Source organism: Cupriavidus sp. 8B (assembly GCF_054589115.1).
In genome coordinates, this window is sequence record NZ_BAAILO010000014.1 from 1 (window position 1) to 13620 (window position 13620).

Here is a 13620-nt window from a genome sequence, read left to right on the forward strand (position 1 = left end):
AATCCACGAAGGAGAGCGGGCACAGGGGCGACGCTTCGCGTCGCGCGCTATCCCTCACCGGCCGGAAGGCCGATGTTTCCCGCGCGAACTGATGAACACCTCTCCCCCTCCCCGCCAGGCCATGGTGCTGTTCGGCCATGGCGCGCGCGACGCGCGCTGGCGCGAGCCGTTCGACCGGCTGCACGCCAGGCTGACGGCCGCCCTGCCGGATTGCGCGGTGCGCCTGGCCTTCCTGGAACTGATGACGCCTTCGCTACCGGATACGCTGGCCGAGCTGGCCGCCGGCGGCGTTAGCGATATCAATGTGGTGCCGGTTTTCTTCGGCCAGGGCGGGCATCTGCGGCGCGACCTGCCGGCGTTGCTGGATGATTGCCGCCGGCAGCATCCGGGGGTGACGATCCGGTGTGCCACAGCGGTGGGCGAGGATGACAGCGTGCTGGACGCGATTGCAGCTTACTGTGTGGGGACGCTCGGCAGCGCGGAACGGCGCACCTGAGACATCGAACGAAGCCGACGAACAGGCCAAAACCGGGCGCCATGACGCCGGCTTTCACTCCCTCTCCCCTCACGGGGTGGCTTAGCCAGGAGCCACTGGAAGCGAAGCCCGTGGTTTTTGACGGCACGACGGCGTAACGAGCGCCCGCCCTCTCCCCCGGCCCCTCTCCCACTGCGTGGGAGAGGGGAGCAAACCAGCGCCGCACGAACGCGCGTAGCACCCCAAAGAAAAAGCCGGGCAACGCAACGTTGCCCGGCTTTTTCTTTGGCGCCTTAGCCTTGACGTCAGGCCGCCCGGGTTACCCCAAACGCATCGCCACCATCCACATCCTGCGGCACCGCCTCGCTAGCCCGCGAGGCCAGCGCTTCGCCGATCATCAGCAAGCTGGGATGCACCGGATTGATCCAGGCCGCCGCCTCGCCCGCCGCCATCTGCCGCAGCGTGAACTGGCGGCTGCGCTGGTGCGCCGAAGTAGCGGCCTCGACCACCCAGGCGGGTGTAGAGGCCGGCTTGCCGTGTGCGATCAGTTGCGCGGCGATGGATGCCGCCTGGTCGCGGCCCATGTAATACACCACCGTATCGGCCTTCACATCGGCCTCCACGTCGATCGTGTCAGCCGCCTTGGATTGCGTCGCAAAGGCCACGCTGCGCGACACGCCGCGCTTGGTGAGCGGCTTGCGGATAGCGGAGGCCGCCGCCAGTGCGGCGGTGATGCCCGGCACGATCTCGTACTCGATGCCGGCTTCTTCCAGCGCCTGCAGTTCCTCATCGGCGCGGCCGAACAGCATTGGATCCCCACCCTTCAAGCGCACCACGCGCTCGAACTTGCTGGCCTGGTCGACGATCTGGCGGTTGATGAACAGCTGCGCGGTAGAGCGCTGGCCACAGCGCTTGCCTACCTCGATCAATTGCGCCTGCGGACACCATGCCAGCATCTCGGGCGAGACCAGCGCGTCGTGCAGCACCACCTGGGCTTCGCCCAAAAGCCGTGCACCGCGCACCGTAATGAGGTCCGCGGCACCGGGACCTGCCCCGATCAGGTAGACCTTGCCCATGCCATGCTCCTTCGCGTTCGCTTGATCGACTTGTCTATGCACTCGCCTTAGGCGAACGCACGGATCATGCCAGCGGCCACGGTGTGGTTGGTGGCTTCATCGATCAGCACAAAAGCGCCGGTCGCCGGGTTGTCGCCATAGTTATCGCAGACGATGGGCTTTTGCAGCGAGATCTGCACCGAGCCGATATCGTTCAGGCCGATTTCGTGGCGGTCCGTCTCATGCAACAGCGTATGCACGTCCAGCACGCGATCCACCGACGACACGCGCGCGAACACGCTGGCCGTGGTGTGCTTGAGCACATATTTGCGGGCCGGGTTGAGCGATTCGTCATCGAACCAGCACAGGTCGGCGGTCAGCTTCTTGGCCGAAACGCTGTCCGCGGCGGCAGCCACGAACATATCACCGCGTGACACATCCACGTCTTCCGACAAACGCACCGTCACGGTCTCGCCCACGCTGGCCGATTCGGCCACGCCGTTGGGGGTCAGCACTTCCGCCACCAGCGCATCGCGGTTGGCCGGCAGCACGCGCAGCTTCTGGCCCACGCGCACGGTGCCTGCCTCGACCCGGCCGGCATAGCCGCGGAAATCGTCAGCCTGGGCGCCGTCCTGGCGGATCACCAGCTGCACCGGGAAACGCAGCGCGGCGTCGCCTTCGGGAGCGGGTTCTTCCACCGGCAGGGCTTCCAGCAGCGGCAGCAGGGGCTCGCCCTGGTACCACGGCATGGCCTGGCTGGCGTTGACGATATTGTCGCCACGCAGCGCCGACACCGGCACGTAGCGCACGTCCTTCAAGCCCAGCTGGCTGGCCAGCTCGGTGTAGGCGGCGCGGATCTGGTTGAAGCGCTCTTCGCTGAACTCGACCAGGTCCATCTTGTTGATGGCCACGATCACGTGTTGCAGTTCCAGCAGCTTCAGGATGGCGGAGTGGCGCTTGGTCTGCGCCAGCAGCTCGGCACGGCCGTCGGTCACGGTCACGCGGGTGGCGTCGACCAGCACGATGGCGGCATGCGCGGTGGACGCGCCCGTCACCATGTTGCGGGTGTACTGCTCATGCCCCGGCGTGTCCGCGATGATGAACTTGCGGCGCGCGGTGGAGAAGTAGCGATAAGCCACGTCGATGGTGATGCCCTGCTCGCGCTCGGCTTCCAGGCCATCGGTCAGCAGCGAGAAATCGATCTGCTCGCCGGCGGTACGCTTGTTCTTGGCGTTGGTCAGCGCGGTCAGCTGATCGGACAGCACAGCCTTGCTGTCATACAGCAGGCGGCCAATCAGCGTGCTCTTGCCATCGTCGACCGAACCCGCGGTGATGAAACGCAGCAGGCCTTGGTGTGTTGCTTGGGTGCTCATATCGAATCCTTTCCTCATCCCTCTCGCAGCGCTCGCTCCGGCGCATAGGCGGGAGGCAGCGCTAGGCGCGTGAGGGCGACGTGTACATTGGTACACGAGCACTCTCGCAACGACGCGATGTGCCCGCCTATGCGTCCGGTTAGAAGTAGCCTTCTTTCTTGCGGCGTTCCATGGACGCTTCGCTGGTCTGGTCGTCCATCCGCGTAGCACCGCGCTCGGTGATCTCGGTCACGGCCGTCTCGGCAATGATCTCGATCGGCGAGGCCGCCGTGCTGGCCACCGGGCAGGTGCAGCTGATGTCGCCAACGGTGCGGAAGCGCACCGAGATCACTTCGCTGACGTCGCCGTCCTGCTTGGGCGTGATCGGCGTGACCGGCACCAGCAGGCCGTTCTTCTTCACCACTTCGCGCTGGTGTGCGTAGTAGATCGGGGGCAGTTCGAGTTCTTCACGGGCGATGTACTGCCACACGTCCAGCTCGGTCCAGTTGGAGATCGGGAACACGCGCATCTGCTCGCCGGCCGCCATGCGGGCGTTGTACAGGCTCCACAGTTCCGGGCGCTGGGCCTTCGGGTCCCATTGGCCGAACTCGTCGCGGAAGGAGAAGATGCGTTCCTTGGCACGCGCCTTTTCTTCGTCGCGGCGGGCGCCGCCCATCAGCGCATCGTACTTGTTGGCTTCGATGGTTTCCAGCAGGGTCACGGCTTGCGCGGCGTTGCGCGAGTCGGTTTCCTTGCGCAGGCGCACGGTGCCGCGCTTGATGGAATCTTCCACATGGCCCACCACCAGGCGCGCGCCAAGCTCGGCCACGCGCTGGTCACGGAAGCTGATCACTTCCGGGTAATTGTGGCCGGTGTCGATATGCACCAGCGGGAACGGCAGTTCGGTCTTGCGCTCGCCCAGGCGGAAGGCCTTGAGCGCCAGGTGCAGCATGACGATGGAGTCCTTGCCGCCCGAGAACAGCAGGGCCGGGTTGCGGCACTCCGCCACCACCTCGCGGATGATGTAGATCGATTCCGCCTCGAGCTTGTCGAGGTGATCGTTTTGCACTTGCAGCAGGTGCGCCACTTCCGGCGCGCCAGTCAGTTCGTTCATGATGCCCATTTCGTCTGGCCTCAATGCTTGATGTTCTGTTCGTGAAGCCCGCACTCTTTCGAGTCCTTGCTCTCCCACCACCACCGTCCGGCGCGCACATCCTCGCCCGCGCGCACGGCACGCGTACAAGGCTCGCAGCCGATGCTGGGGTAGCCCTTGGCATGCAGCGCGTTGACCGGCACGTTGTGGCGCTTCAAATATGCCCAGACCTCAGCCTCCGACCAGTCGGCGAGCGGATTGAACTTGGGGATGCCGCGCGCTTCGTCCATTTCCTCGAACGGCAGCTCCGAGCGCGTCACCGCCTGCTCGCGGCGCTGGCCGGTCAGCCAGGCGTCAGCGTGGGACAGCGCGCGGTTCAGCGGCTCCACCTTGCGGATGCCGCAGCAGCTCTTGCGCAGGTCCACGCTGTCGTAGAACGCGTTCAGCCCATGGTTCTTCAGGTAGTTCTCGACGGCCTCGGGGTCCGGCGTGAAGCGCTCGATGTCATAGCCGTAATGCGCCTTGACTTCATCCAGCACTGCCAGCGTTTCCGCGTGCAGGCGGCCGGTTTGCAGCGTGAACACGCGGATGCCGGCGCGCACCTGCTCGGTGCCGCGCAGGATGGCGTCCGTCACCACCATGTCTTCGGCCGCCAGGCTCGACGCAAAGCGGGCGCGGAAGAAGCGGCCGGCGATTGTCGCCAGGCGCTGGCCCAGCTCACGCTCCTTGGCCTCCAGATCCGCCACGCTGCCGGTGTACTCCGGCGCGGTCCACAGCGCCGGGGGGCGCAGTGACGAGACCGGAGCCTCGATGATTGCAATCTCGCTCATGCCGTTTCCTTGCCCAGCGCTTCGGCGCGGTTGCGGCGGAACAGCGGCAGCGGCTCATCCACCGATGCCTGGTAGGTCACGGTGAACTCGGTGAAGCCCTTGATGGCGTCCTCGATGTTCTTGTCCGCGCGCACCGCGAAGGTGTCGAAGCCGCAGCGCTTCATGAAGTTCAGCTGGTCGCGCAGCACGTCGCCGATGGCGCGCAACTGGCCGGACCAGTTGTAGCGGGTGCGCAGCAGGTAGGCGGTGGAGAAGCCACGGCCATCGCGGAACACGGGGAAATCCACCGCGACCACGGCCACGCTGGCAAACGCGGCCTGCGCGTCGGCCGGCTCGTCTTCCGGCGCCAGCCAGATGCCGGTGATGTCGGCAGCGCGGCCGGCCAAAACGCCGTCCTTGTGCGCCAGCCAGGCGGTCAGCGGGAACAGCACCGCATCCTTGCCTTGCGCGGCGGCGACGATTTGTTCGTCGGTCAGGGCCGCGCCCTCGGCACCGCGCAGCACGGTCCATGCATCGTCGATGATGACCGGAACCGGGTTGGCGCCTTCGCCGCGTTGCAGTTGAATAATCTTTGCCATGTCGTTATCTCCGGTGCTCAGGCTTCGGCGCGTTCGCGCTGCTTGTCGGCGTAGACGCGTTCCTTGAACGGGGCAATGCCGATACGGCCCAGCACGTCGATGAAGCGTTCGTCGTCATGGCGGTTAGCCACAAAGGTGTCGATGATGCGCGACACCACGTCCGGCATTTCGTCCGCCTTGAACGACGGGCCGATCACCTTGCCGATGGCGCTCTTGTTGCCTTGCGCGCCGCCCAGCGTGACCTGGTACCACTCCTCGCCGTCCTTATCCACGCCCAGCACGCCGATGTTGCCAACGTGGTGGTGGCCGCAAGCGTTGATGCAGCCCGAGATGTTCAGCGAGATCTCGCCCAGGTCGTGCACGTAGTCCAGGTTGTCGAAACGCTCCTGGATGGCCAGTGCGATGGGGATCGACTTGGCATTGGCCAGCGAGCAGAAATCGCCGCCCGGGCAGGCGATGATGTCGGTCAGCAGGCCGATGTTGGCGGTAGCCAGGCCGCCCTTCTTGGCCTCTTGCCACAGCGCGTACAGGTCGCGCTTCTTCACGTCCGGCAGCACCAGGTTCTGCTCGTGCGCCACGCGCAGCTCGCCGTAGCCGTAGCGGTCGGCCAGGTCGGCGACCAGGTCGATCTGTGCATCGGTAGCGTCGCCCGGGGGCGAGACAATGCCCGGCTTGGTCGACAGCGTGATCGCGGCGTAGCCCGGCACCTTGTGCGCATGCACGCTGCGGCTCACCCAGCGGGCGAAGGCCTTGTCTTCCAGCAGGTGCTTTTCATACGAGGCGTCGGTGTCCGGCAGCTTGTCGTAGGCCGGGGGCGCGAAGTACTGCGCCACGCGGTCGAACTCAGCCTGCGTGATGGTGGCGGGACCATCCTTGCTGTGCTGCCATTCTTCCTCGACTTCCTGCGCGAACTTCTCCGCGCCGATGGCCTTCACCAGGATCTTGATGCGGGCCTTGTACTTGTTGTCGCGGCGGCCATAGCGGTTGTACACGCGAATGGCCGACTCCACGTACGACAGCAGGTGCTGCCACGGCAGGTCTTCCTTGATCACCGAACCCAGGATCGGGGTGCGGCCCAGGCCGCCGCCGGCCAGGATGCGCAGGCGCGTTTCGCCCTCGGCGTTGCGGTACGCGTAGATGCCGATATCGTGCATCTGCACCACGGCGCGGTCATCGGCCGAAGCCGAGATGGCGATCTTGAACTTGCGCGGCAGGAACGCGAATTCCGGCTGGAACGTGCTCCACTGGCGCAGCAGCTCAGCCAGCACGCGCGGGTCCACGGACTCATCGGGCGTGACGCCGGCGAAGTGGTCGGTGGTGATGTTGCGCACGCAGTTGCCGGAAGTCTGGATGCCGTGCATCTCCACGCTGGCCAGGTCGGCCAGCACGTCGGGCACGCGCTCCAGCTCCATCCAGTTGTACTGGATGTTCTGGCGGGTGGAGAAGTGGCCATAGCCGCGGTCATACTCGCGCGCGATATGGGCCAGCATGCGCATTTGCTTGGACGACAGCAGGCCGTACGGAATCGCCACGCGCAGCATGTAGGCATGGCGCTGCATGTACAGGCCGTTCTGCAAGCGCAGCGGCAGGAATTCTTCCTCGGACAGCTCGTCGGACAGGCGGCGGCGCACCTGGTCACGGAACTGGGCTACGCGTTCGTTGACGATGCGCTGGTCGTATTGGTCGTACTGATACATGGTGTGGGTCCGTTCAGTATTCGTTAAATTCAGGAGACGAGCTTGATGGCTACCAGCGTCAGCGTGGTAGCCAGCGCGGCACGCACCAGCCGCTCGGGCAACGCCCGCGACAGTTGCGCGCCCAGCCAGATGCCGGGGATCGAGCCCACCAGCAAGGCCAGCAAGAGGGTCCAGTTCACCGTGCCGAGCCACACATGGCCCAGGCCGGCAAGCGCCGTCAGCGGGACGGCGTAGGCGATATCGGTGCCCGCCACTTCGGCAGGCTTCATACGGGGATACAGCAGCAGGATCAGGGTGGCGCCAACCGCACCGGCGCCGATCGACGACACCGTCACCAGCACGCCGATCACGGCGCCCACCACGACGGTAGCAATGGTCTGGGCGCGGCCTTCCAGCTGGAACTGGGGATTGCGGGACAGCCAGGCCAGCAGCTGCTTGCGGAACAACAGCGACAATACCGTCAGGATCACTGACACGCCGATGGTCATGCGGATGGCATGCAGCCACTGCGCGTTAAGCTCACCGGCGCTCTTGAGCACCAGGATGGCCACCACCGCGGCCGGCAGGCTGCCGATGCACAGGCGGCGCACCACCTGCCACTGCACATGGCCGTGGGCGCGGTGCGCCAGCGTGCCAAAGCCCTTGGTGATAGCGGCGAAAGCGAGGTCGGTGCCAACCGCCGTGGCCGGCGAAAAGCCGAACAGCAAGGTCAGCAGCGGCGTCATGAGCGAACCCCCGCCTACCCCGGTCAGACCGACGAGGACGCCTACTAGCAGACCGGAAACGGTATAGGCAAGAGACATTGGGGTTCACCAGGCCGTTAAGCGCCCGTTGCTGCCTAAAAGTGAGGCAAGCACACGGAGGTTCCGACCGTTCATTAACAAAGTTCGAGAATCGTAATAAACTGCCCTCATATCTCAAACTAATAAGAAGTTGTTTGTTTATACGAACCTAGGTATATGAACCTGCATCAGTTCCGCTTTGTGCGCGAAGCAGTACGTCAGAACTACAACCTGACCGAAGCCGCTAAAGCGCTCTACACATCACAACCCGGTGTCTCCAAGGCCATCATCGAGCTGGAAGAAGAGCTCGGCGTGGACATCTTTACCCGCCACGGCAAGCGTATCCGCAGCCTGACGGAGCCCGGCCGCCGCATCCTGGAGTCGGTGGAGAAGATCCTGCAAGAAGTGGAAAGCCTGAAACGCGTGGGCAAGGACTACGCCGCCCAGGACCAGGGTAACTTCACCATCGCCACCACCCACACGCAGGCGCGCTACGCCCTGCCCCGGGTGATCGCGGAGTTTACCAAGCGCTACCCCAAAGTGCGCCTTTCCATACAACAGGGCAATCCCACCCAGATCGCCGACATGGTGCTGCACGACCACGCCGACATCGGGATCGCCACGGAAGGCATCTCGGCCGACAAGAATTTGATCTCCCTGCCCGGCTACCAATGGCAGCATGTGATCGTCATGCCGCCCGACCACCCCCTGCTGGAAAAGAAGCACCTGGCGCTGGAAGACCTGATGGGTTACCCACTCATCACTTATGATCCCAACTTCGCCGGCCGCCCCAAGATCGACAAAGCCTTCGAGCTGCGCCACCTCAAGCCCGACATCATCCTGGAAGCCATCGACGCCGACGTCATCAAGACCTATGTAGAGATCGGCCTTGGCGTCGGCATCGTCGCCGGCGTAGCCTTTGACGCCGAGCGCGACCGCAACCTGCGCGGCATCCCCGCCGGTCACCTGTTCGGCACCAATGTGACGCACCTGGCCGTGAAGCAAGGCGCCTACCTGCGCAGCTTTGTCTATACCTTTATTGAGCTGTTCTCCCCGACGCTGAACCGCAAGCTGGTAGAACAAGCCATGTCGGGCGACCACGAAGCCTACGAACTCTGACGCACTACCCCAACCCAATCCTGCGCGGCTGACCAATATAGAGACAGACAGCCACCAGCCGCGCCATGCCAGCCCCGCCGCGGCGCCCCGGATGCAACCGGCGCGCGGCAGGGACGGATCACCTTGAATGGCCAACCCCGGTTGACCAGACTTATCAGCACAACCCAGCACCACCTCATTGGCTGCCCCAGGCAGCCAGAAAGACCATATGACCGAGCAAGCCACCATCCACTGGACCGAAGACGGCGAAGAACGCAGCGCAAACTGGCACTCAGAAGCCGGCGCGCCCCCGCCCAAGCGCGTCGTCATCGCTGACGACACCACCACCGGCGACACCGCCTACCGCCTCGCCTGCGAAGGCACCGCCATGCTCTGGCGCGGCGACTTCCAGAACGCCCGCCAGCTGCTGCAAGCCCTGGCCCGCCGCGCCGACAAGCCCAAGAAAGCCGCCAAAGCCTCCAAGGTGCCCAAGGCCAAGCCCACCCCCACGGAAGCCTTCCACCTGCACCGCCAGGCCCAGTCCCAGCGCGCGCGCACGCTCTCCATGCTGCTGCTGCCCTTCGACGCCGACCACCTCGTCCCCCTGCGCCGCTCGCCCGACGTGCGCGAAGCCTGCCTCGAAGCCTACGGCGAAGTCGACGCCCCCTACGTGGCCTCCATGCGCGAACTCCTCGGCCTGATCGGCGCCCACGAGTGGCGTAAAAAAGGCGTGGAAATCCCCGCCCTGGCCGAGCGCATCCACCCCTACTACGGCGTGTTCTCCCCCGTGCGCGGCGAATACATCGACCTGGTCGCCAAGGCCCAGCTACCCGCCGGCGCCCTCAACCTGGCATTCGACATCGGCACCGGCACCGGCGTACTGGCCGCCCTGCTAGCCCAGCGCGGCGTCAAGCGCGTCATCGCCACCGACATGGACCCGCGCGCACTCGCCTGCGCCAGCGACAACATCCACCGCCTGAAAGCCGCCGCCCAAGTGGAAGTGGTAGAAGCCGACCTATTCCCCGAAGGCCGCGCCCCGCTGGTGGTCTGCAACCCGCCGTGGGTACCGGCACGCCCGAACTCGCCGATTGAACGTGCGGTGTATGACCCGGATTGCCAGATGCTGAAGGGCTTTATCGCCGGGCTGGCGGATCACCTGGAGCCCAAGGGTGAAGGCTGGCTGCTGCTGTCTGATCTGGCTGAACACCTGGGCCTGCGGACGCGGGATCAGTTGCTGGGCTGGATTGATGAGGCCGGGCTGAAGGTGCTGGGGCGGTTGGAGGTGAAGCCTAATCATCCGAAGGCTACGGATATGACTGACCCGCTGCATGCTGCGCGCGCGGCTGAGGTGACTTCGTTGTGGCGGTTGGGTATTAAGTAAGCCGGCGTTGATCGCTGGCTATCGGTAAGTAGCAAGACCTGGCGACGCTCGCCGCCTCGGTCTGAAGACAATCAGAGCCTCTAACGTTGCGCTCTGTTGTCTCCCCTCTCCCGCCTGCGGGAGAGGGGCGGGGGAGAGGGCGGGAGCTAGCAAGCGCCACAAGCCCCCTCCTCCCCCAAACCTCAAAGCAACCCCTGCACCCGATTCAAAGCCGCATCCAACTGCTGCTTCAACGGTGTCAGCAAGCAATGCAGCCCGTGGTTGTCTTCCACATCCTCACTGTCGTAATCCAGCAGTCTTAGAACGGCACCAAGGCCAGCGCTTACCCGTAGCAGATCGGCGCAGCTTTCCTGCGCGATGCCTTGGGCGTCGTTGCGCAGGGCGTCTAGTTGGTAGGCTAGTTCCTGGACGCTTACTTTTGTGGGGGTGTCTGCTGGGAAGGTGATGCGGATCAGGTCGGCTAATAGGTCGGATTGCCGGGAGAGGGTGAGCGTGTGCTCGGGTGGATCGACGTAGGTGGTTTGCTCGGAGCGAGCGAGGGCATCAGACATAGCGGCTTCCTAGTTTGGGTTGGAAGACCCGCCGCTCATTTCCACGTGAGGGTGGCGGGCCCGCAGCGAGGGTGGAAACCGGAACGTAGGAACCGGCCAGCCCGAAAGCTGCCCCGCTCGGCCCGCCGTAGACATACTACGCGCGCACGAACGCACGGACACAAAAAAGCCGCAAATAGCGGCTGTCCGCCTACGTTATCCCGGGTTTCCACGCCCGATCACCTTTGTTTGAGGTGACTGGTAGATTGTCGGGGAGGTTTGCGGGGGTGTCAATCAGCGAGGACCATGCTCTGGACTGCGTCAACATCCGCGTTGGCTATCGGGGCATACTCGGACCGGACGGCGGGGCTCGAATTGATAGATTGCCGTACCCGCAATGACCGCAGCGATGAACCGAGGTGAATCGACGCGCCAACGTCTGAGTTCGGCCAGTTTCTGACATTCGCCGCCACCTTGGCACAGACATTTAAACGTCCGCTCCGCCCAGATAGCGAGCGCTCGCTGAGCGCAAGTATCACACCGCTTCGCGACACGGCCTTTCGTATGGAAGCCAAGTCGCAGGCCGCGAGGCCCCGCTAACAAGAGGTGCGACTCAAGAAGCGCGGTCATTCGCTTCGCTGTACCCGGCGCTGACCTCTCGCCAGGCCGCGATAATCGAATCCGCCGATCGATCGATATCCTCTTCAGCCGTGGCCCACGAAATGACGGAGAAGCGCATGACGAGCCTGCCGTGCCAAGTGGCCTCCGCGACGTAGCAGATTCCCGCAGCTTGGATTCGCTTGATGGTGGCCCTGGTTACTTGATCTCGGCGCTCAGGCGGCCCTCCCATGCCAAACTGTACGACAAACTGGTTCAGCTCCACTTGATTGAGAATCTCAACACCGGCTTCAGATCCGAGCCGATCCGCCATGCGCCGGGCGAGAAGGCAATGTCGCTCAATCATCGCCGCAATGCCACTGCGCCCGAGTGTGCGGATAAGCGCCCACGTCGCGAAGCCGCGCGCACGCCTTGAAAGCTCGGGGACATAGTGAAAGGGTTCCCGGCATTCTTCGCCCGCTGCGGGCAGATAGCTCGCTTCGTATGCCATCGCGTGCCGGTGTGCTTCCGCGTCGCGGACGATGGCATAACCGCAATCGTAGGGCGTTTGCAGCCACTTGTGGCCGTCGGTTGCCCAGGAGTCCGCCTGTTCGACGCCCGCGGTTAATTGGATCAGGGATGGACAGGCTCTGGCCCATAGCCCAAACGCTCCATCGACATGAATCCAGCCGCCATGGAGATGCACAATGTCCACGATCTCCCCGAATGGATCGAACGCGCCAGTGTTGATCTGGCCGGCTTGAGCAATGACTATCAGCGGTCCATCGCAGGACACCAAGGCCCTGGACAACGCGGCAACCTGCATACGTCCCGCATCATCAGTCGCGATTCGGGTGACGCGATCGTGCCCAAGTCCGAGATAACGCAACGCTGCAAAGATGGCGGCATGAGCGTCGTCGCCGATGCATACGTTGATTAGGGGGGCGCCGAACAAGCCATCAGCATCGGCATTCCACCCGATCTGTCGCAAAACCTTACTTCTGGCCGCAGCAAGGCAAACGAACGTCGCCATCGTCGCCCCTGTCGTGAAGCCTATCGAGCAGCACGCAGGCAAAGACAGCAAGTCCAGCAGCCACTCAACCACAATTTGCTCTACGACCGCATTCGCGGGGGACCCAAGATAGCTCCCGCTGTTTTGCCCCCACATGCTTGTCAGCCAGTCGGCCGCGACGCCGACTGGATGGGAGCCGCCTATCACCTTGGCAAAGAACCGAGGGCCTGCCTCCCCCATGAGGCCTGCGTCTACTCTGGCGGCCAACTGCCTTATGACTTCGGGGGGCGACATGCCATCGTCAGGCGTGGGTGCATACAGTACTTCCCACAATTCATCGAAGCTGGCGGTCGCCGCAGGCCTACGCGTCGTTCGGGAGTCATGGAAAGCCATGGCGAGAGCATAAGCCTCCTCGAAAGCGGCGCGTTGCTCATCCGACATGGCGGCCCCCTACGAAAGATTGCTCTATTTATAGAGGCTCTAGCGAATAGTTTTAAGGCCTTTATTTGTCGGGCGACACTATCGGCCATATGCAAAGCCTTCCCCAGGGCCGACGAGCCGCCCACGAGTCACGTCAAAGTCTGACCGCTTGACCTTGAAACCTGCCACTGGCACCGGGCGGTGTCGAAGGACAGAAACGGGTCGGTACCTGCCGTGCGCAAAGGTAGGTCGCCATGGTCGGAAACCGGCCATGAACGGCCATTCGCGCCGGCCCGCGCCAACGGCCGAAGTTCGGCCAACGCGGCCGGCCGGTTGGTTACCGGCCACCGTCCCTTCCCGGCCAGCTTCCGCCCTCGGACCCTCATCACTCCAATGGCAGAAGCTCCGCCATTTCAGCCGTTCGCGCTCTTGGCCCTGTGCGATCTGAAGAACAACACTGCCTGTGGTACGAATACGGGTTCAAGATTGCGCTACGAGGGACCGGCGACGACTACCCCGCTCAGCCGTCCCTGTATTGGGCTCCGCCATCGGCGTCAACCACGACACCACTCAGATAGGAGGCACGATCGGACGCCAGGTAAACGACCAGATCTGCGATTTCCTCCGGCCGAGCCGCGCGTCCGAACGGCAGGTGCTGGAGCATCTCCTCCCACCGCGACTCGTCCCCGAACTTCTGGAGCGCGCGCGCCTTGTAGAGCG

13 protein-coding genes are annotated in these 13620 nt (G+C 64.2%); 3 read left to right on the plus strand and 10 right to left on the minus strand.

From position 1 onward, the window contains the following. Window positions 1-91: 91 nt before the first annotated feature. Window positions 92-496: a sirohydrochlorin chelatase gene (locus tag ACYP5B_RS01420; RefSeq protein ID WP_459568287.1), complete on the plus strand. Its 405-nt coding sequence runs from the start codon at window positions 92-94 to the stop codon at window positions 494-496. 284 nt (window positions 497-780) lie between these two features. Here the strand turns inward: ACYP5B_RS01420 and cobA are convergent, their stop codons facing one another. The 7 genes from cobA to ACYP5B_RS01455 all read right to left on the minus strand — a co-directional run bounded on the left by cobA (window position 781) and on the right by ACYP5B_RS01455 (window position 7883). Next, a complete protein-coding gene (cobA, locus tag ACYP5B_RS01425; RefSeq protein ID WP_400095520.1) occupies window positions 781-1551 on the minus strand; it encodes a uroporphyrinogen-III C-methyltransferase in 771 nt (256 codons plus the stop codon). Between the two features lie 47 nt (window positions 1552-1598). After that, window positions 1599-2903 (minus strand): sulfate adenylyltransferase subunit 1, encoded by a 1305-nt coding sequence (locus ACYP5B_RS01430; RefSeq protein ID WP_174427935.1) that lies wholly within the window; start codon window positions 2901-2903, stop codon window positions 1599-1601. A 139-nt stretch (window positions 2904-3042) separates the two neighbouring features. Next, window positions 3043-4005, minus strand: a complete 963-nt coding sequence (cysD, locus tag ACYP5B_RS01435) for a sulfate adenylyltransferase subunit CysD (protein WP_318231711.1) — start codon at window positions 4003-4005, stop codon at window positions 3043-3045. 11 nt (window positions 4006-4016) lie between these two features. Continuing rightward, window positions 4017-4805, minus strand: a complete 789-nt coding sequence (locus ACYP5B_RS01440; protein ID WP_400095519.1) for a phosphoadenylyl-sulfate reductase — start codon at window positions 4803-4805, stop codon at window positions 4017-4019. Beyond that, the gene (locus tag ACYP5B_RS01445) at window positions 4802-5383 is read right to left on the minus strand and encodes a DUF934 domain-containing protein (RefSeq protein WP_459568280.1); all 582 of its coding nucleotides are present in this window, start codon (window positions 5381-5383) and stop codon (window positions 4802-4804) included. Before ACYP5B_RS01445 ends, ACYP5B_RS01440 begins: the two co-directional genes overlap by 4 nt. Window positions 5384-5400: 17 nt before the next feature. Further along, the gene (locus tag ACYP5B_RS01450; RefSeq protein WP_459568281.1) at window positions 5401-7080 is read right to left on the minus strand and encodes a nitrite/sulfite reductase; all 1680 of its coding nucleotides are present in this window, start codon (window positions 7078-7080) and stop codon (window positions 5401-5403) included. Between the two features lie 29 nt (window positions 7081-7109). Beyond that, entirely contained in the window at window positions 7110-7883 is a 774-nt protein-coding gene (locus tag ACYP5B_RS01455; protein ID WP_459568282.1) for a sulfite exporter TauE/SafE family protein, read from the minus strand. Window positions 7884-8039: 156 nt separating this feature from the next. On the opposite strand from ACYP5B_RS01455, the gene ACYP5B_RS01460 reads away from it, so the two are divergent. Continuing rightward, window positions 8040-8981 (plus strand): CysB family HTH-type transcriptional regulator, encoded by a 942-nt coding sequence (locus tag ACYP5B_RS01460; RefSeq protein WP_267604131.1) that lies wholly within the window; start codon window positions 8040-8042, stop codon window positions 8979-8981. 208 nt (window positions 8982-9189) lie between these two features. Beyond that, entirely contained in the window at window positions 9190-10341 is a 1152-nt protein-coding gene (locus ACYP5B_RS01465) for a 50S ribosomal protein L11 methyltransferase (protein WP_459568283.1), read from the plus strand. 182 nt (window positions 10342-10523) lie between these two features. Here the strand turns inward: ACYP5B_RS01465 and ACYP5B_RS01470 are convergent, their stop codons facing one another. The 3 genes from ACYP5B_RS01470 to ACYP5B_RS01480 form a co-directional block, all read right to left on the minus strand. Beyond that, entirely contained in the window at window positions 10524-10892 is a 369-nt protein-coding gene (locus tag ACYP5B_RS01470; RefSeq protein WP_459568284.1) for a DUF1484 family protein, read from the minus strand. Window positions 10893-11484: 592 nt separating this feature from the next. Then, window positions 11485-12921 (minus strand): pyridoxal phosphate-dependent decarboxylase family protein, encoded by a 1437-nt coding sequence (locus tag ACYP5B_RS01475; RefSeq protein ID WP_459568285.1) that lies wholly within the window; start codon window positions 12919-12921, stop codon window positions 11485-11487. Window positions 12922-13420: 499 nt separating this feature from the next. Further along, window positions 13421-13620: SDR family oxidoreductase (locus tag ACYP5B_RS01480; RefSeq protein WP_459568286.1), on the minus strand; the 200-nt coding region annotated here is incomplete at its 5' end.